Below are 18414 nucleotides of genomic sequence, written 5' to 3' on the forward strand. Positions count from 1 at the left end.
CAAAGTTCATGGTTTCTTTGTTGTTGCCTCGGCAACGGTGAAGAGGCTATGGACTTTTTTCTTTTCCCACAGGAAATTGCAGGTCCCAGCAATGGAGGAGGTGAAATACCATGGGTTACGGGGGACGCGATGTGGAAGTGGTCTCTCTTTCCTCTGAACAGTGTTTGGTGGTGGCCTGCGACTCTTGCGGCGCCATCGGAGATAAGGAATTTGACGCCGTTCAGGTTTCTCCTTATATCGTAGGGATTTTCACCACGCGTGTCGCCTTGATGGAGGTCCTGGCAACAGGCGCTGAACCGGTTGCGCTGACAGTGACCGTCGCGAACGAACCCTTTCCCACCGGCGGCGAGGTGATTGCCGGTGTTCGCGATGAACTGGCCACTATCGGAAAGCGTGACCTGCCGATGGTCATCAGCACCGAAAAAAACATTCCCACAGGACAGACCGGCGTCGGGATCACCGTTGTCGGCGCAGTGGAGAAAGAGCGCCTGCGTGTGGGCCGTTCGCGACCCGGTGATTGTGTCTACAGTCTGGGGTGGCCCAAAGTGGGGGACGAGGTGGTGGTCGATGACGGCAAGGCGATCGCCCTGGCCGATCATGTGCGGGCGCTGCTGGCCCACCCCGGTGTCCATGAGGTGATCCCTGTCGGTTCAAAGGGGATCCGGGCGGAAGCGGAAAACCTTGCGGGGGCTGTTCATTGCCGGATCCGTGAGTGGCAGGCCAGCGCCGGCCTTGATCTGGAAAAATCGGCCGGTCCGTCCACCTGCCTCGTCTTTACCTCCGGGCCGGAACCGCCGGAGATCGCCGGCGCGCCCATTCACTATCTTGGCAGGTTGTCGGAAAGCGACGGCTGAAGCGATAAAAAAGCAAAGGAGGTCTGCCTCAATGAGCAACATGCCGATGCAATACAATGAAGCGCGCCCTTCTTGGAAGAGCGTCCGGGGGATCGCGCTGATGGGCGTCCTCATCGCCTTGAGCGCCGTAGGGGCGATGGTTAAAATTCCAAGTCCTGTCGGCACGATCGGCCTCGATTCGGCTCCTGGGTTCTTTGCCGCCCTGGCCCTCGGCGCCACAGGCGGGATGATCGTCATCACCCTGGGTCACCTGCTGACGGCTATGGTCGTCGGCTTTCCGCTCACCCTGCCTGTCCATTTCTTCATCGCTTTGCAGATGGCGATGTGGGCATACGCCTTCCGCTGGATGAATGAACGGTTTGGCTTGACGGCGGCCTTCGTCGCCGGTGTGTTCTTAAACGGCGTCGTCTCATCATTGACGATGCTCCTGTTAGGGGGCTGGGGAGCGGTCATGGCCGTGATGCCCTTTTTGGTAGCCGGTTCCGCCGTCAATGTGGGATTGGCGGCAGCCGCCTATCGAGGAATGAAGGGAATATCCTATAGGTAACCGCTCCTGTTCGAACTGTTTTTTGTATGTAACCGACATAGGCCCAACCTTTGATACCTGTAGCCGCAGTCAGAGCAGACTGCGGTTCTTTCTTTTGCTGCAGCCATTTGCTTGCTTCGCTCGATCGCGCGCTTGTGTTATGATGAAATGAACAATGCGCCCTGGAGAAAGTGAAAATACGCAATAGGAAGGTCGTGCAGTCGAACCATTGAATCCCTTTTATAAGTTGATCCTGACGCCGCTAATCTGGGCGACCAATTTTGTGATGGGGCGGCTGCTTGTCGTTGCCATCCCGGCCTTTGCCCTATCGAGCATCCGCTTCGCCATCGCCGCCCTGATCATGTTGCCGCTGGCCCTCCGCACACACCCCTTTCGGCGGATCTCCCGGCGTTCCTGGGGCTGGATCGGCCTGATGGCGGTGACGGGCGTGTGCCTGTTCAATACGGTGCTGTATCTGGGGCTCCGCTACACCACGTCTGTAAACGCCACATTGATCAATTCCCTGAGCCCGATGGTGACGGCCATGCTCGTCTTTCTCATCGATCGGGAGAAAATTCAGCGCAGCCAGGCTGCCGGCATCCTCCTGTCTGTGGCCGGCATCGCCGTGGTCGCGGCCCAGGGCTCATGGGAGCGGCTCACCCATTTGTCCTTCAATCCTGGCGACCTGCTGGTATTGCTGGCGACGGCGCTCTGGGCGCTCTACACCATCGCCGGACGCAAGGTAGCCCAGGAGGTGCCTGTCCTCGCGGCGACAGGTTACTCCTTTGCCATCGGCGCCCTGCTCTTGCTGCCCATGGGCCTGCTCGATTGGAACCTTTCCGCCGCTACCCGCCAGCCGGCGGCGCCATGGATGTGGGGCGCCGCCGTGTACCTGGGAATTTTCGCGTCGGTCATCGCCTTCTACTGGTGGAACCAGGCCGTGCAGGCCTACGGCGCCACCGTCTCATCCCTCTTTCAGAACCTGATCACCGTCTACGCCGCCGGGATCGCCTACTGGGGATTACAGGAGCCGCTCTTCGGCTATCACTGGCTCGGCGGAGCGCTGGTGTTTGGCGGGGCCTTGCTGGCGTCAGGCATTTTTCAAAGGAAAGAACCGGCACAAGAGGCGGTATCCTCGCAATCGTAAAAGCATTCGAATGACAGAGCCGAATTGTGGCTCAATTTTAATATAGATTTTTTAAAAAGCGGAAAAAGCAAGAGGGATTTTGCATAAAAAACCAGAACAAGTTTTGATAGGTGCAAATTAACAAGGGATTTATTGAATCGCCAAAGGAGAGTGCCTGATGAACAACTCCTGTTTGCGAAACAACCATTTCCGTGTGCCGATCATCCTTGTCCTGGTGTTTTCCCTGTTCTTCGGCATGTGGATTCCCCCGGCAGCCATGGCCCTCCCGCAGTCAACCGAAGCGCCATCGCCGGCGGCCAAGCCCGATGTCGTCGAAGCGCCGCCCTTTCAGGATGTCCCTGTCAATTCTCCCGATTTTCTTTTTATCAACTATTTGGTGTCGAGGAAGTTGATCAGCGGCTTTCCCGACGGCACCTATCGGCCTCTTGAAGGGTTGACGCGCGCACAAGCGGCGCAAGTCATTGCAGGCGTGGCCAAGCTCCCTCCCGTTGCAGAAGCGGCGCCCTTTTCCGACATCGAACCCGGCTATTGGGCCGGCTCAGCCATCGCTGCCGCCCGCCAGGCAGGGATGCTTAACGGCTTTCCTGACGGAACCTTCCGCCCGGATGAACCGCTCACACGCGCCCAGGCCGTCGTCCTGCTCTTCGGTCTGGACAAAACTCCCCTTCCGGATATCAAGAGCGTCGATTACGCCGATATCCCGGAAGGCCACTGGGCCCGCAAACAGGCGCTTGCTGCCGTTCGGGCCGGGGTGATCCGCCCCGCCGCAGAGGGATTCGCCCCCGACAAGGCCTTCAACCGGGGCGATCTGGCGCGGGCATTGGCCATGCTGCTCACCATCAGCCCCAAGCTTCGCAGCGCGCCTTTGCTTCCGACACTCACGGTAAAAGGCGGCGCGACCACGGTGACCCGAAAGGGAGAGGCGACGGAAGTGGTCAATTCAACGACGGTCCGAGAGGGTGACATGATCGATGTCCGGTCCGGCGCGGCTGAGCTCACCTTCGACGACGGCACCGGCATTCAGTTGAAGCCCGGTGCTCGCCTAACTTTATCGGAAGCGCGTGGACGATCTTACATAAAGAAAACAGGCCGGCCCGGTACGACAGTAGAGTCGTTGAAACTCGACATGCCGATCGGAAAGATCTTTTTCCTGTTAGCGAAATTCGGCGACACGGTGCGAGCGGAGAAACAGGCGGGAATCCCCGCCGGTGCGGCCCTGTATGCCGCCGCGCCGGGCCCTGTGGCGGATGGGGTGCCTTCGTTTGCCGGTTTGCCGGCGACTGCCCTGTTGGCCGCCGCGGACGGAACGGCGAAGGACGAGGAAGAATGGTGGCGGACCGCCTCGGAAGAAAAGGGCAGCCGCATGACCATCGACTTGCCCTGGGGCGTCGCCGCGGTGCAGGGGACATCGGGAAGCGCCTCCGCCAACGCAGACGGCACCGGCGCCGCCGCCTGTCTCGAAGGTTCCATCGGCGTTTCCGCCGGGGGGCAGACGGCCACATTGAGCGGCCTCCAGCAAACTTCGGTCCCTGCGCCCAACGCCCCGCCGACTCCTCCTGCTCCCGCCAGCCCGCAGACCAAGGCGGAATTTGCCCAACCGGCGGTGGCCGAGTTCATCGCCCAGCAGGCGCAGCAAGCGGTAGAGAATGCCGCGGCGCCGCAAGCAGCCCCGTCGCCGGCTGCCCCAGCCGATGCGCCGGCGCCCGCCCAAACGCCGACCACCCCGGCGACGCAGGCAGCCCCGGCCAATCAGGCCAACGCGGTGATCAGCGCCCTGAGCGCCGTCGGGGCCAGTGTCGGTTCAGCCTCGTCGACCACGAATGCCGCGAGATCGAGCACCGGCAGCGGTGGTGGAGGCGGTGGATCTACCACGCCCCCACCCAGCACGACCACTCCGATTACGGCAACCGTTACCGACTCAACGGTGACGATGCAAGAAATTACGAGCTCAGTGCAATATGTCAATGGAGCGGACAACTGCTGGACGATCGCCGTCGCCAATGGAACAGTTAAAGCAGACGTCAAATTGAGCGATCTATCCATCAAGAACTTGCCCCACAACCTGATACCTGTCGTTTCAAAAGCGGCTAATGCCAATGCCATTCAGATTAAAGTCACAGGTTCATGCACGCCCGTTCATGGAGCAATCCCCATCGGCGTCGTTGTCAAAGCCAGCGCCGTCACGGAGAGCGGGATGGGCGATTCAGCGCCCCTGAATATGGAACTCAAACCGGCGCCAACCCAGGTCAACGGCGATTTAACAGATCGCCAAGCGCTTTTGAACGTCGATAATCTCTCTTATATCGATAATCAGTGGGTATGCAAAGTTAATGTAGGAACAGTCAAGCAGAATATCTCTTGGAGTGACCTCAGTATCAATGTCAACAGCATGGCGTTCAGCGCCGTCAGTTATGACGTCTATAAGGGCGAAGCCAACACGATCGTCATCAGGGTTTTGACTCTACCCTACACGTCATTGTCTGAACCGGCTGAAGTAAATGTAACCGTCAAGAGCACTGCCGTTGAGGAAAATGGTTTATCTGATTCTGCGCCGGTGAAAGCATACATTTTACCCCCCGGCCAGATCGCTGTGATGCCTCTTCACAAAACCATATGGATGGACTACGGCAACCGTACTGTACATCCGCAGGAGCGTTGGGTTGTTGAGGTCATCGGCGCGACCCTCCGGACGGTATTGAGCACGTCAGATGTCCAAATCACAGATCTGCCGGCAGGATTGACGCCAACCGTTGTGAAAGGACCGGGCAACACCGTAGAAGTGAGCTTGACCGGAACGATGGCGACGGCGCTCACGCAACCCAGTGTAACCCAAGGGATCATCGTCAAAGGCTCCGCCATCGACGGAGCCGGTTTCGCAGACAGTGCTGAAAGGTATCTCCTGCTGACGCCAAACCCGTTCCAGGTGAGCGGTTACGCCTCCGACGATCTATTGGTGATGAATCCAGACAACCGCACAGCCGACTGCAGTGATGAGTGGCAGATCGGTATGACGATGGGGCAACTGCGCAGCGCGCTTTCACCGGCCGATCTTCAGATCGACGGATTGCCCGCTGGACTGACGCCCACATGGGTCGTCGAGCCAGATAACGTCATCGGATTTTCCGTCTCGGGAACCGCTGTGAACCCCATCACCAGCCCTGTGTCTGTGGACATCTCTCTTCGAAACAGCGCCGTTGAGGAACAGGAATACATCACATGCTCGGTTCCCATCCGTGTTTGGCTCGTTCCGATGATCGCCCTTTCATCAAACCCGAGCACCCCGCTGGTGATGGAAACGGTCTATGCTCCATACGCCGCGGCAAACAAATGGGTGTTGCCGGTGGCCACCGGCGTGGTCCATGACGGGTTCAGTATCAACGACCTGCATATCACCGGAAGCCCCTTGCCGGTTGGTTTGACACTGTCGGCTGAGAAGGGCGCCGGAAACACCATCGCGCTGGCTGTCTATGGAACAGCTGATCAGGCAGTCACCCAACCCCTGTTGATAATAGCTGCCATCCTTGGCACCGGTGTAGGCGTTGACGCCCAGGGGACCGGACCGCGCTATGGAGATTCAGCCCCAATCCCGCTTTTGATTTTGCCGGCGGGCTCACCCCGGTATATGATTGCGAGCCCGAACAGTGTAACAGCAGGATCCAGTACGCAAACGTTTACGCTGCAACTCTACAATGAGACCGTCTCCGGCACAGTGGCTCAGGGCGATATTACGCTCATGGGGGATTTGAACGGGTTGGCCGTTGGCAACGTTGCCAATACTACATCCAGTGTGACGGTGCAGGTCACCGGCACCCTCACCCGCGACACGGGCTATGGTATCATTACGATTTCAGGAAGCAAATTGAGCGGCGGATTCGCTCTTTCCGCTATGGTGGCTGTATCTCCGCAATATGTAACGCCGCAATAGCAACAGTCCTGTTGTAACAGCTAAACAGAAGCAGCCTCCGGGGAGAACGACTCCGGAGGCTGCTTTTTCCTGTTTGCTGTGAAGCGGCGACTTCCTATCACACAGGGGGTGTTGCCTTAGCCGGCAACGTGAAATAGAAGGTGCTGCCCTTGCCGGGCTGGCTCTCTACACCGATCTCGCCGCCATGACCGATGACGATCTGCCTGGCGATGGCCAGGCCAAGGCCGGCGCCTTCCGCCCGGCGCGAACGCTCAGCCCGGTAGAAGCGGTCAAACACATGAGGGAGGGCCGCTTCGTCGATACCGGGACCGTTGTCGACGACGCTGACTGTGAAGACTGCCGCCGGAGGCGCTACGCTTGGAGGTGCGTTCTCGCCCGGAAGCGCTTTCCCGTCCAGGTGTTCACAGCGAAAGCACAGGCGGATGGTTCCGCCTGGGGGAGTGTATTTCAGCGCATTGGAGATGAGGTTGTTCATCACCTGTTCGATGCGCATCGTGTCCACAGACAGAACGAACTCGTCCGTTTCAGGAGAAGGCAGAGCCAGAGTGGATTCAAAACGAAATCCCCGCTGCCGGATATCGGCGCCGTACTTGCGAATCAGATCGTTGGCCAACAGAAGTGGTCTGACGGGTTTGAAATCAAAGCTTGGCTGTCCGAACTCCAGCTTGGACAGGTCGAAGAGGTCCTCCACCAGTTGGTTGACCAGTAGGACCTTTTCGTAGATCATCGTCAGATTCGCCTGATCGGGCGCGACGATCCCGTCCAACATGGCCCGGAGATATCCTTGGATCGCCGTCATCGGGGTGCCCAGTTCGTGGGAGATATCGGAGACGAGTTGGCGGCGCGAATGCTCCAATCGGTGCAGGGTCGCATTGGCCTCATTAATCTCCGACTCCCGTTCCTTGAGCAGTCGCCCCTGAATGTCGCTGATCTTGAAAATCTTTGCTGATACTTTTAGCAGTTTTTCGTATTCTACAGCGAGGTCCTCAAAAGTTTGCCGCGCTTCGGGATCGTGGAAGCGGTGACTGTTCGCCTTCGCCGTTTCCAGAACGAGGCTTTCCCGTCCGAATAACGTATTACCATCCCCATCTTTCAGCAACAAGGGCAACTCCTTTCCGTGGCGCATCCAGCCCTGTGCGCATCTTAACGATTACACGTTGAACTTGTAGCCGAAGCCCCGGATGTTCTGAATGCGCTCGGGCGCTGAAGAATCGGTTTTTATCTTTTTGCGGATGTTGCTGACATGGGTCATGACTGTCCGGTAGTCGCCCACATCCTCGTACCCCCAGATCCTGGTGTACAGTTCCTGGGCTGTAAAGACCTGGCTGGGGTGCTGGGCGAGAAAAAACAGCAGTTGCAATTCCTTGGCTGCCAGAGAAACGGGTTGGCCGCCAACGGCGACGCGGTAATTGGCCAGGTCGATCTCCAAATCATCGAATACCAACGTGCGAGCCGGCGCCGGTTCTTCGGCAGGAGCGACCCGCCGGAAGATAGGCGCTCTGCGCAGCTTGGCCTCCACCCGCGCCATGAGAACGTTCGGGTCGAAAGGTTTCGTAATGTAGTCGTCGCCGCCAAGCTTCAGCGCCTGAATGATGTTGTCCGCTTCCTTCATGCAACTCATGAAGAGGATCGGAACATTGGAGCAGTTGCGGATCTCCTGGCAGATCTGGTATCCATCCATATCAGGCAGAAGGATATCCAAGAGGATCAGGTCAGGCTGTTCCGACTCAAAGAGACGCAGCGCCTCTGAGCCTCTTTCTGCCACGGCTGTGCGGTAACCGTTTTTTTCGAGATAGAGCACCAACAGTTGCTGGATTTTTGTGTCGTCTTCGACGATCAGGACCTTCTTCCCCTGCATCCTATCGCCTCCCCGATTCTCCATTTTCTTCTACAGTTCGACATCTTTCGCTCGCATCCTTTTCTTACGGCGAAGGCTTGCAGGAGATTCATTCGGCGTGGATACTTTAGATAGGCTTAAGGTTCTTCGCTTAAAATTTAAACAACAGCATGGCCGCTCATTTTATAATGAACTTGTAATGATCTGTTACACGCAAAAGATGATAATATAAGACCAAATCCGCGCCAAAGGAGGCAGCGATATGAATGGCAACCGCATGATTCAACTGCAGCAGGCGCTTTCCAGTGAAAACGTGTTGATCAGCTTTTCAGGGCGTTTTACCCAGGGGATCATCGAGGAACTGGGCGAAGCGGTGAAAAACTACCTGGAAAACGAAAACCGGCCCAAGAACGACATCTTCAATATCTTCGCCATTTTTATCGAACAGACCCAGAACATCAAAAACTACATCACCGTCAAAGAGGGCACCCCTGCCCACGACCGTGTGGCCAACTCGGGGATCGTGCTCATCGGCAAACGAAACAGCGGCAACTACGTCAGTTCGGGCAACCTGATCGAAAACGTGGACGCGCCGGCGCTCGCGCGGCGCATCGACCGGCTGACCGCTCTTGACAAGGCGGAACTGAAAAAACTGTACAAAGAAGAGATGAAAAAGGACGTGTCCCCCGGCAGCCTGGGCGCCGGTCTCGGTCTCATCGATATCGCTCGCAAGTCGAGCGCCCCCTTGGAATACTCGATCATCAACATCGACGAGCGGTTTTCTTTCTTCACACTGACCGCCATCATATAGGGAGTGGTTTTGCCATGGACAAGCTCTACATCGCCGGCGCCAAAGGAACACCGGAGGTCGACTTCGACCCCCTCCAACACACGTTAAAGCTGTCCGGGCAATCGTACCCGGAAAACGCCTTTAAGTTTTACGAGCCAATCCTGCGATGGGTGGACGCCTATCTCGATCAATTGACGACAGAAGTCAACGTGGTCATCGACTTCAGCTTCCCTTACATCAACACGAGCAGTTCCAAGTGCGTCATGATGCTGCTAGAAAAACTGGATGAGGCATTTCAAAAGGGCAAGCAATTGTCCCTGAACTGGTACTATGACGAGGATAACGAGAGCGAACTGGAATGCGCCGAGGAGTTTAAGGAAGATGTGACCATGCCCTTCCAACTCATCCCCCGGGAGCGGAAGGACGACTAAAGCGCATCAGCATGGCTGAATCGGCAAATTCAAAAAGATACAGGCGCGCGGCTTGCCGGAAAGGGGGGCGGAGACGATGGGGCTGGGGTTGGAAAAAAGACTCCTTGTAAAAGAGGGGCGGCGGAACGTCCTCTATGACCGGGGCGCCATGAAGGTCATTTTTCTGGCGACGGCCATGATCACCTTGGCCGTCTTACTGACCGGCGCCATCGGTTACACCATCACGAAAACCGGAGTCGTCGACAAGCTGAAATCAAAGGATCTCCACTACATCGCCCGGTCGATGGCCGCCCGTATCGACGGCAGGCTGGAGCGCGCCACAGAAACCTCACGCCTGCTTGCCGGCGATCCGACGGTTGCCCAGTGGGTGGCCGGTGAAGAACGAGATGAAGCGCTTGGTGAAAAAGCGCGTAAGAGACTGATCGATATCGCCAGCGATTATGGCTACGTAAACACCTTCATCGTCAGCGCCCGGTCGGGAAACTACTGGGGCGAGGAGGGAAAGATCCTCGAGACCATGGATCTCCAGGACCCTTATGACCGGTGGTTTTTCGACTTCCTGGCTTCAAAGGCGCCGATTCAAGTCCATCTCGATTACAACAAGGCCCGGCAGAACACGTACATATTCGTCAACGCCCGTATCGGCAGCGCAGAAGAGGGCTATGGTGTGGCCGGTGTCGGCCTCAGCCTGGAGGATCTGGCGAAGGAATTCCAGCAGTACCGTTTCAGCGCCGGCAGCCGCCTGTGGCTGGTCGACGAGAAAGGCGCCATCCACCTGTCTGACAACCTGGAGGCCAACGGGAAAAGCCTATCCGATTATTTGCCCGAAACGGTCAAGGATGAGATCCTGCGAGGAGAGCCCGACAAGGCGGGAACGACCGTCATGGAATACCTCGATGGCGCGGGAAATCAGATGGATCTCATCAGCCAGCCGATCCGCGCCACCGGCTGGAAACTGGTCTTTCAGGTTCCCCGAGCCGAGAGCCTGGCGGTGCTGAACTCCATACTGGTCAACATGACCTTGACGGGCCTGTTTTCGGTGGCGCTGATCTGCATCGTCTTCTATGTCGTATCCAGGCGCATCGCCGATCCCTACCGGCGCGCACTGGAACTCAACGAGGAACTGGAACGGATCGTGGCGGAGCGGACCCGGGAACTCTCCGAAAAAAATCGGAACATCATGGACAGCATCGACTACGCCAAGCGGCTGCAAGAGGCGATCCTGCCGGAGCCTGCCGAGATGAACGATCTGTTCGCCGATCACTTCCTGCACTGGCGGCCCCGGGACATCGTAGGCGGAGATTTTTACTGGATCCGCCGTTACGGGGAAGCGGAGTATATCGTCGCTGTGGGGGATTGCACCGGTCACGGTGTTCCCGGCGCCTTGATGACCATGGCGGTCAATACGATGTTGAACCATATCGCCGACGAAACCCTTCGGGATGACCCTGCCGGGATCCTGTTGCGCCTGCACCAGGCGGTCAGAGAGACGATACAGAAGAAAGCCGGCGGCGAAACCCGTCTTGACGGGCTCGATATCGGTCTTTGCAGTGTGAGGGGCAGGCGGGTTGTCTTCGCCGGCGCCGGCATGGATCTCAATATGACCGGGGGCGAGGCGGCATCGACCGTTACGGTGCTGAAGGGGGCGAGGAAAAGCGTCGGCCACCCCCGCTTTGGCGCCGGCGATATGCTGGAAAACCAGGTGGTTGAGGCCGGAGAAGGCCAGGTTTTTTACCTGACGACGGACGGGTATCCCGATCAAAACGGCGGACCCAACGACTACCCCTTTGGGAAACGGCGCTTCGAAAGCCTGCTCGCCAGTCTCGCCGGTGTCGCCCTTCCGGCGCAGCAGGAAATCATCACGCAGAGCCTTTCCGATTATATGGGGGGAGAAGCGCAGCGGGACGATATTACGGTGCTCGGTTTTACACTCAGGAATGATAAGGTTGCCTATGGCGACGGGGGTGAGGCAGCAAATGGCTAAAGGGGAACTGGGCGCTCTTTTATTTGAACAGGAGATGCGGGTGCTAGAGGGCGCGCTGTGCGAACTCGATGATCCCTGCCACGGCGGCAACCCATTGTTTTCCAAATACAAGGTGCTCGCCCAGAGTTATCAAAAGTTGCTGAAGGAAACCCAGAAAGCCTTCCTGATCAGCGATATCCAGGGGACCATTCTCAAAGAGCGGGAAGAGAAGATCCGGACGCTGCTCGATAACTCCAATCAGGGCTTCCTCACCTTCGGTCGCGACCTGCTCGTCCAAAAGGAGTATAGCGCTGAGTGTGCCCGCATCTTCGACGGAAAAAAGATCGCCCGTGCCAGCATCGTCGATCTGTTGGCGCCTCCCGGTTCGAAGGAAGGCGCGCGGCTCGGCGCCATCTTTCAGACGATTTTTGCTGCTGAAGATGCAGAAAGTCAGAGCCGGCTGATCCAGCAGGTTCCCACCGGAATGATTATCGGTGGGCGGCATATTCAAGTGCAGGCAAGACCGCTGCTCAACCCGCCGGGGCGACGGGAGGAGGACGCGCTCCTCCTCATCCTGACTGATTTGACGGAGAAAAAGGAAGCCGACGCGCGGCTGGCCTTTCTAAACACCCATGATAAACTGACGGGGTTGTACAACCGCAACTACGCCGAGAGCCTGCTCCCGGCGCTGATGGCCGAAAGGGAATTCCCCTTCAGCGTCATCGTGGCTGACTTAAACGGGCTGAAACTGACCAACGATGTCTTCGGCCATGAAACTGGCGACCGGCTGATCGCCAACGCCGCCGCGATCCTCTTTGACTGCTGTTGTGATAGGGGCATGGCGGTCCGCTGGGGCGGAGACGAGTTCCTACTCCTGTTGCCGCGGACGGATGCGGCGACCTGCCAGGAACTCTGCGAGCAGATTCGGGACGGTTGCCGGCAGGCGGCGCCGGCGCCCATTGAATTGAGCATGGCCCTCGGGGGCGCCACGGCGGAGGCGCCGGTGGCCTTCGGCGACCTTTTCCGTGTGGCCGAGAACCGGATGTACAGCAACAAGCTGCCGGAGAGCCGCCGCGTCCATCAGAACATCATGCTGGGGCTGGAATCCATGCAGAGAGAGAACTGCATGGAGATCGAGGGGCATGTGGAGCGGCTGCGGGAGTTGGCCGCCGATTTTGCCGCCCGGCTCGGCATCTCTGTTCACTCGACGGAGATGCGCAACCTGATGCTGCTGGCGTCTCTCCATGACATCGGCAAGGTCGCTCTGCCCAAGGGGATCCTCTGCAAAGCGGGACCGTTGACGCCGGAGGAGTGGGAAGTCGTCCGCCAACACAGCGAGATCGGCTACCGGATGGCCCAGTCCATCGATGAGCCGGCGGTGGCCGACGCCATCCTGGCCATGCATGAGCGGTGGGATGGCGCTGGTTATCCCTTTGGGCGCAAAGGGGAAGAGATCCCCCGGCTGGCCCGCATCCTGGCGATCGTGGACGTGTATGATGTGCTCACCCATGATCGGGTGTACGCCAAGGCGATGAGCCCGCAGGATGCCCTCGCGGAGTTGGAGAGCGGGTGCGGCTGCCAGTTCGACCCGGGGCTGGTTCCGATCTTTATCAAACATGCGGCCCGGTGGATTGCGCCAGTGACGGATCCCTGACTGCGCGCATTATGTAAAACCGGTTGAAAGCGACCGGCAGGCTGGGTATAATCGTAGACATACAACGGGGTGTTGCCAGGCAAGGCCCCGCGCAGCCGAAGGAGGCTCCGGGAAAGGGAAACCTTTCCGGGGCCTTTTTGTTTTTCGGGCAAAGCCGCCGCCCAAGCGGTAGCGAATTCAAAAAGGAAATCGATAAGGAAATCAGAATGGAAAACGGAAAAGAAATCAGGAATGAATTGGAAATGAAGAAGGGAAGAGGGAAGATGGCGATCAAAGTGGCCGTTGCCAGCAGCGACGGGAAAATTGTCAACCAGCACTTCGGTCATGCCCGCAGGTTTTTGATCTTTGAGGTGGATGAACAGGGATACCGTTTTATCGAGGACCGTCCGGTGGTCCCCCATTGCGCCTGTGATGGCGGACCGCCGCCGGCGCTCAAAACGGCTGTCGAGTCTCTGTCCGACTGCCAGGCTGTTCTGGTGACCATGATCGGTTACGGCCCCCAGGAGAAGTTGGCAAGCCAGGGGGTCCGGTGCATCATCAGCCATGACATCATCAGCGACGCACTGATGGGATTACGCAACCTGGAAAGCAACCGGTCTTCAGCGTTATAAGTGAATCAGGACCCGATGAAAGGGCGCTTTCTTTTGGAAGCGTCCTTTTTTTGTCAATCTTATTGACATGGTGATACAGTCTATTTCCAAATGAAGGCGTTCTGCTTTTATGTTACACTTGAAAAAAGGCGGGATTGCCTGCGAAAAGACAGAAATCGTCGCCGGAGTGGTCGAAAGTTCCCAAAAAGGAGGCGTTGCCTTTGCGCATTCTACATACGGCTGACTGGCATCTGGGACGCATCTTTCATCAGGTGCACATGACAGAGGACCAGGCCGATGCGCTGGACAAGTTTATCGACCTGATCAAGGATACGCGACCCCATGCCGTCATTGTCGCCGGCGATATCTATGATCGTTCGGTGCCGCCCGTTGACGCCGTTCGTTTGCTGGACGAGGTGATCACCCGCATCCTTCTTGATCACCGCACGCCGGTCATCATGGTTGCCGGCAACCATGACAGCGCCGACCGGCTCGGGTTTGGCAACCGGCTTTTGGCGGGGCGGGGCTTCCACCTGTTCGGTCGCCTGGATAAAGACATGGCGCCCGTGCTGGTAGAGGATGAAACAGGCCCTATCTGGCTTTGCCCCATCCCCTATGCGGAACCTGCCCTTGTTCGGGAAACCTTTGGATTATCCCCTGAAGCGGTGCGCGGACACAACGAGGCCCTGCGCGTCCTCGCCGAACGCATGATCGCCCGGACGCCCGCCGGCGCGCGCAGGATCGCCGTAGCGCACGCCTTTGTCACCGGCGGCGAGCAGAGTGAATCGGAAAGCTTTCTCACCGTCGGTGGCGCCGGAACGGTAGATAGCAGTATCTTCGAGGGCTTTCACTACACCGCCCTGGGGCACCTGCACCGTCCCCAGCGCTGCGGCGACGACCGGATCCGCTACAGCGGCTCCCTGCTCAAGTACTCCTTCTCCGAAGCGGATCACAAAAAGGGGATCACCTTTGTCGAACTCGATGTCGCCGGGCGTCTCACCGCCTGTGAGTCCATCGCCCTGACGCCCAAGCGAGATGTGCGCCGCATAGAGGGCTGTCTGAAGGATATCCTGGCAGGACCGGCGTCCGGAGAAAACAGCCAGGACTACATGATGGTCACCCTGCTCGATGAGGGAGCGATTCTCGATCCGATCGGCAAGATTCGCCAGGTCTACCCCAATGTGCTTCACATCCAGCGGGCTTTTCTCGAAAAAGGGGGCGGCGCGGCGCCTGTGGGCGATCGCCGGCGGCTGAACGACCTTGACCTGTTCGCCTCCTTTATCGAGCAGGTGACAGGTTCCCCCCTAGACGAAGAAGGGCGACAGGTGGCGGCCGGCGTCATCGATGACGTGCTGGGACGACGCCGGGAGGTGGCCTCATGAGACCGCTGAGACTGACCATGCAGGCCTTCGGACCCTTCGCCGGCGTCCAGGTTGTCGATTTTCATGAACTGGGCGGGCGGTCTCTCTTTCTGATCCACGGCCCCACCGGCGCCGGCAAGACGACCATCCTTGACGCCATCACCTTTGCCCTTTACGGCGACACGAGCGGCGGCGAACGGGAAGGTCGGCAGATGCGCAGCCATCATGCGCCGGCAAAGCTGGAGACAGCGGTCACCTTCGACTTCGCACTGGGCAACGAGGTCTACCGGATCACCCGCAGGCCCGAACAGGAGCGTCCTCGCCTGAAAGGTGAAGGGATGACGGTCATTGCGGCTTCTGCGACACTCTGGCGCCGGACAGGCCTTCCCGGGGGCGACGAGGGGGCCGAAGGCTCAGTCCTGGCTCACCAGCCGAAGCGGGTGAACGAGGAGGTGCAGCGGCTGCTCGGCTTCCGGAGCAGCCAGTTCCGTCAAGTGGTCATCCTCCCGCAGGGCCAGTTCCGCCAACTCCTGATGGCTGGCTCCAAGGAACGGGAAGAGATCTTGGAAAAGCTCTTCCGTACGGAACTGTACCGGCTCATCGAGGAGGCTTTCAAGGACCGCGCAAAAGGGCTGGAAGAAGAAGTGGCGGCGCTGCGCAGAGAACAGCAGTTCATCCTCGTCGAAGCGGGTGTGGAAAAAGCCGAAGCCCTGGCCGAACGGCTGGCGGAACGCCAGCGGGAGCGGGCAAAAAATGCCGGCGCTGTCGAAACATTGACGTCCGGTGTCCAGGCTGCCCGGGATGCCCTGGAGCGGGGGCGGAGGGACAGGGAAAAGCTAGACGAGTGGACGCGGGCTGAAGCGGAACTGGCCCGGTTGTTGAAAGAACAGGATAGCGTCCAGGCAAAGGAAGGCCGTTTGCATCGCGCCCAAAAGGCCCTCAGGCTGACCGACGCGGAAAGCGCGCGCAACAGCCGAAAACAGGAGGCCGAGAGGGAGCGAGAGCGCAGCGCCCGCCGTAACGACGAATATCAGAAAGCCTCCTTCCGAAAAAAACTGGCCGACGAGCGGCTCGCTGCGGAACTGGCCAGGCAGAATGAGCGGGATGCGGCGCAAAAACGACTGACCGTGCTGGAGGAACTGTCCGGGAAGGTGACCACGCTGGCAGCCCTTCGCCGTTCCTGTGACGATACCGAAAGACAGGCGGCGGAATCGGAAGAACAGGAAAGCCGTATTCGGATGGAACTGCTCGAATCGCAGAAACAAATCGCTGCCCTGGAAGAGCGGCGGCAAAGGCTGCTCGTCGAGGTCGGCAAGGCGGAATTTTTGGAGACGGCAGCGGAGCAGGCCTTCCGGGCGGCGAAGAAACGCAACCAATTGGAAGAGGCCCGCCAGCGGTTTCGCATCGTCGACGGGGAGTATAAAAAAATCGAGGGGAACCGACTGGAACGGGAGGGTAAACTGGCCGAGGCCCGCCGGCGTTTTGAAGAGATGACCGTCCGCTGGAGAAAGGGTCAGGCGGCGATCATCGCTGGCGCCTTGCAAGCGGGAGAAGCCTGCCCCGTCTGCGGTTCGACGGAGCATCCCCATCCGGCCGCAGGGGGCGATACGCTGCCCACGGAAGGGGATCTCCAGACGGCGGAGAACCTTGTCGGTCGCCTCCAGAAGGAATTAGAGGAACAAATGAGACTCCTGGGTGACCTGGCAGCTCGAAAAGCGGAGGTGTTCACCCAGGGCAAGGCGCTGCAGGCAGAACTGGGCGAAAAGGCTGCCCTGTCAGCGGAGGTGTTGACAACAGAGGCAAAAGCGGCGCAATCGCTCGCGGAAAGGGCGCGCAAAGCGGGAATAGAGCTGGCCTCAATGACCAAGGAACTTGAATCGCGCAAAAAGCGGGAGAAAGATATCACAGAATCCCTGGAAAAGGCGACGGCGGAACTGCGTAACCTCCAAATCAAGGCCCGCGAGGCGGCAGCCGTGTTGGAAGAGCGGGAAAAGGCGATTCCGCCGGATGTGCGGCGTCCCGAAGCACTGCAACGGGCCATCGAAGCCGCTACCGGCGCGTCACAGACGCTACAGAAATCCTGGGATGAGGCCCAACGAGAGGCCCAGGCCGCTGCCCAAGGGGAGGCGGCTGTCCTGGCTGCCTGGGAGGAGGCGCGCCGGTCTGTCGCCGATGCGGAAGGGCGATTCGAAGCCGAAACGGCGGCTTTTGCCCTGCGCCTGACAGAAGCCGGTTTTGCAGACAGCGGCGACTATGAGCAGGCCAAAATGAAGGGAGATATCATGGCGGCGCTGGAGAAGGAGATCGGGGAGTACGGACGAAGCCTTGAACGTGCCCGCGCGCGCCGCGATACGGCCGAAACCGCCGCCGGAGGAATCGCGGCGCCGGACCTGGATGCATTGACCGCAGCGTTGGCAAAGGTCGAGGCGCTCCGCGACGATGCCTTGAGAAAAGAAGCAACCCTTAAAGACCAGATTGACCAGGAACGGCGCTGGCTGGAACACTACCGCCGGCTCGAAAGAGACGGTGAAGCGAGGGAAGAACGTTATCGTGTTCTCGGTCATTTGGCCCACATATCCAACGGACGAAATGCTGAGGGCCTCACCTTTCAACGGTTTGTCCTGGCCGCCTTCCTCTCCGACGTGCTTCTCGCGGCCAACGAACGGCTGAAGGTGATGAGCCAGGGCCGTTATCTGCTGGCGCGCACAACAGACCGCGCCCGCGCCAACGCTGCCGGTGGCCTCGAACTGGTCGTATTCGACCACTACACCGGCCAGTCCCGTCCGGTAGCCACCCTCTCCGGCGGTGAGTCCTTCCTGGCTGCCCTCTCTCTCGCCCTGGGGTTGGCCGATGTGGTCCAGGCGTATGCCGGCGGAATCCACCTGGAGACGATCTTTGTCGACGAAGGATTCGGCAGCCTCGATCCGGAATCACTCGACCTGGCTCTCAAAGCGCTCATTGATCTCCAACAGGAGGGACGCCTCGTGGGGATCATCTCCCACGTGGCTGAACTGCGGGAACGCATCGACGCCCGCCTGGAGTTGGAGAAGAGCGATAAGGGAAGTCGAGCGAGGTTCAAAGTGGGCTAAGTCGTTCTTAGATGAAAGAAAGTAAATCAGGCTCGTCTTTTACGCTGTGCTGCTCTGTCAATGGAAGACGGAGCAGCTTTTTTGTGTCCCATCTGTCACACAGCAAAATCCGTTAAAATCCCGCCCTAAACCCTTCCTGTAGAAAAATCTTTTTCGGAAAAAGACAAAAATCGACAAGGCGTTTATTGTCTAGATGTTAATACCCGCATTCCGCAAGTTGATATGGCAATAACAAATATTTTCTGAA

13 protein-coding genes are annotated in these 18414 nt (G+C 58.6%); 11 read left to right on the top strand and 2 right to left on the bottom strand.

Annotated features, from left to right (window positions below):
• The first annotated feature begins 110 nt into the window (after positions 1–110).
• From GTO91_RS08975 to GTO91_RS08990, 4 genes are all read left to right on the top strand, one after another.
• On the top strand, positions 111–854 hold the full coding sequence (locus GTO91_RS08975; RefSeq protein ID WP_161258025.1) for an AIR synthase related protein: 744 nt from the start codon (positions 111–113) through the stop codon (positions 852–854).
• A 31-nt stretch (positions 855–885) separates the two neighbouring features.
• The gene (locus GTO91_RS08980) at positions 886–1401 is read left to right on the top strand and encodes an ECF transporter S component (RefSeq protein ID WP_161258028.1); all 516 of its coding nucleotides are present in this window, start codon (positions 886–888) and stop codon (positions 1399–1401) included.
• A 208-nt stretch (positions 1402–1609) separates the two neighbouring features.
• The gene (locus tag GTO91_RS08985) at positions 1610–2527 is read left to right on the top strand and encodes a DMT family transporter (protein ID WP_161258030.1); all 918 of its coding nucleotides are present in this window, start codon (positions 1610–1612) and stop codon (positions 2525–2527) included.
• A 157-nt stretch (positions 2528–2684) separates the two neighbouring features.
• Positions 2685–6452 carry an S-layer homology domain-containing protein gene (locus GTO91_RS08990; RefSeq protein WP_161258033.1) on the top strand — a complete coding sequence of 1256 codons (3768 nt, stop codon included), beginning with the start codon at positions 2685–2687 and terminating at the stop codon, positions 6450–6452.
• Positions 6453–6549: 97 nt separating this feature from the next.
• On the opposite strand, the gene GTO91_RS08995 is transcribed toward GTO91_RS08990, so the two are convergent.
• Positions 6550–7551 (bottom strand): sensor histidine kinase, encoded by a 1002-nt coding sequence (locus tag GTO91_RS08995; protein ID WP_161258036.1) that lies wholly within the window; start codon positions 7549–7551, stop codon positions 6550–6552.
• 51 nt (positions 7552–7602) lie between these two features.
• Positions 7603–8310 carry a response regulator transcription factor gene (locus GTO91_RS09000; protein ID WP_161258039.1) on the bottom strand — a complete coding sequence of 236 codons (708 nt, stop codon included), beginning with the start codon at positions 8308–8310 and terminating at the stop codon, positions 7603–7605.
• Between the two features lie 241 nt (positions 8311–8551).
• Here GTO91_RS09000 and GTO91_RS09005 point away from each other — a divergent pair, with 241 nt between their 5' ends.
• The 7 genes from GTO91_RS09005 to GTO91_RS09035 all read left to right on the top strand — a co-directional run bounded on the left by GTO91_RS09005 (position 8552) and on the right by GTO91_RS09035 (position 18167).
• Complete coding sequence (locus GTO91_RS09005; protein WP_161258042.1) at positions 8552–9100, top strand: SiaB family protein kinase; 549 nt, start codon at positions 8552–8554, stop codon at positions 9098–9100.
• A gap of 14 nt (positions 9101–9114) precedes the next feature.
• Positions 9115–9510: a DUF1987 domain-containing protein gene (locus GTO91_RS09010; protein ID WP_161258045.1), complete on the top strand. Its 396-nt coding sequence runs from the start codon at positions 9115–9117 to the stop codon at positions 9508–9510.
• A gap of 76 nt (positions 9511–9586) precedes the next feature.
• Complete coding sequence (locus tag GTO91_RS09015) at positions 9587–11494, top strand: SpoIIE family protein phosphatase (protein ID WP_161258047.1); 1908 nt, start codon at positions 9587–9589, stop codon at positions 11492–11494.
• Positions 11487–13127 carry a bifunctional diguanylate cyclase/phosphohydrolase gene (locus GTO91_RS09020; RefSeq protein ID WP_161258050.1) on the top strand — a complete coding sequence of 547 codons (1641 nt, stop codon included), beginning with the start codon at positions 11487–11489 and terminating at the stop codon, positions 13125–13127. Before GTO91_RS09015 ends, GTO91_RS09020 begins: the two co-directional genes overlap by 8 nt.
• Positions 13128–13369: 242 nt before the next feature.
• The gene (locus GTO91_RS09025; protein ID WP_207708994.1) at positions 13370–13738 is read left to right on the top strand and encodes a NifB/NifX family molybdenum-iron cluster-binding protein; all 369 of its coding nucleotides are present in this window, start codon (positions 13370–13372) and stop codon (positions 13736–13738) included.
• Positions 13739–13938: 200 nt separating this feature from the next.
• On the top strand, positions 13939–15099 hold the full coding sequence (locus GTO91_RS09030) for an exonuclease SbcCD subunit D (RefSeq protein WP_161258053.1): 1161 nt from the start codon (positions 13939–13941) through the stop codon (positions 15097–15099).
• Complete coding sequence (locus tag GTO91_RS09035) at positions 15096–18167, top strand: AAA family ATPase (protein WP_161258056.1); 3072 nt, start codon at positions 15096–15098, stop codon at positions 18165–18167. Before GTO91_RS09030 ends, GTO91_RS09035 begins: the two co-directional genes overlap by 4 nt.
• The last annotated feature ends 247 nt before the right edge of the window (positions 18168–18414 follow it).

The organism is Heliomicrobium undosum, from assembly GCF_009877425.1.
Classification (GTDB): domain Bacteria; phylum Bacillota; class Desulfitobacteriia; order Heliobacteriales; family Heliobacteriaceae; genus Heliomicrobium; species Heliomicrobium undosum.

Bases quoted from the DNA above. Each gene is read 5' to 3' on its own strand.
- GTO91_RS08975 (WP_161258025.1), top strand. From the start codon at position 111: ATGGGTTACGGGGGACGCGATGTGGAAGTGGTCTCTCTTTCCTCTGAA.
- GTO91_RS08980 (WP_161258028.1), top strand. From the start codon at position 886: ATGAGCAACATGCCGATGCAATACAATGAAGCGCGCCCTTCTTGGAAG.
- GTO91_RS08990 (WP_161258033.1), top strand. From the start codon at position 2,685: ATGAACAACTCCTGTTTGCGAAACAACCATTTCCGTGTGCCGATCATC.
- GTO91_RS09000 (WP_161258039.1), bottom strand. From the start codon at position 8,310: ATGCAGGGGAAGAAGGTCCTGATCGTCGAAGACGACACAAAAATCCAG.
- GTO91_RS09005 (WP_161258042.1), top strand. From the start codon at position 8,552: ATGAATGGCAACCGCATGATTCAACTGCAGCAGGCGCTTTCCAGTGAA.
- GTO91_RS09010 (WP_161258045.1), top strand. From the start codon at position 9,115: ATGGACAAGCTCTACATCGCCGGCGCCAAAGGAACACCGGAGGTCGAC.
- GTO91_RS09015 (WP_161258047.1), top strand. From the start codon at position 9,587: ATGGGGCTGGGGTTGGAAAAAAGACTCCTTGTAAAAGAGGGGCGGCGG.
- GTO91_RS09020 (WP_161258050.1), top strand. From the start codon at position 11,487: ATGGCTAAAGGGGAACTGGGCGCTCTTTTATTTGAACAGGAGATGCGG.
- GTO91_RS09025 (WP_207708994.1), top strand. From the start codon at position 13,370: ATGAAGAAGGGAAGAGGGAAGATGGCGATCAAAGTGGCCGTTGCCAGC.
- GTO91_RS09035 (WP_161258056.1), top strand. From the start codon at position 15,096: ATGAGACCGCTGAGACTGACCATGCAGGCCTTCGGACCCTTCGCCGGC.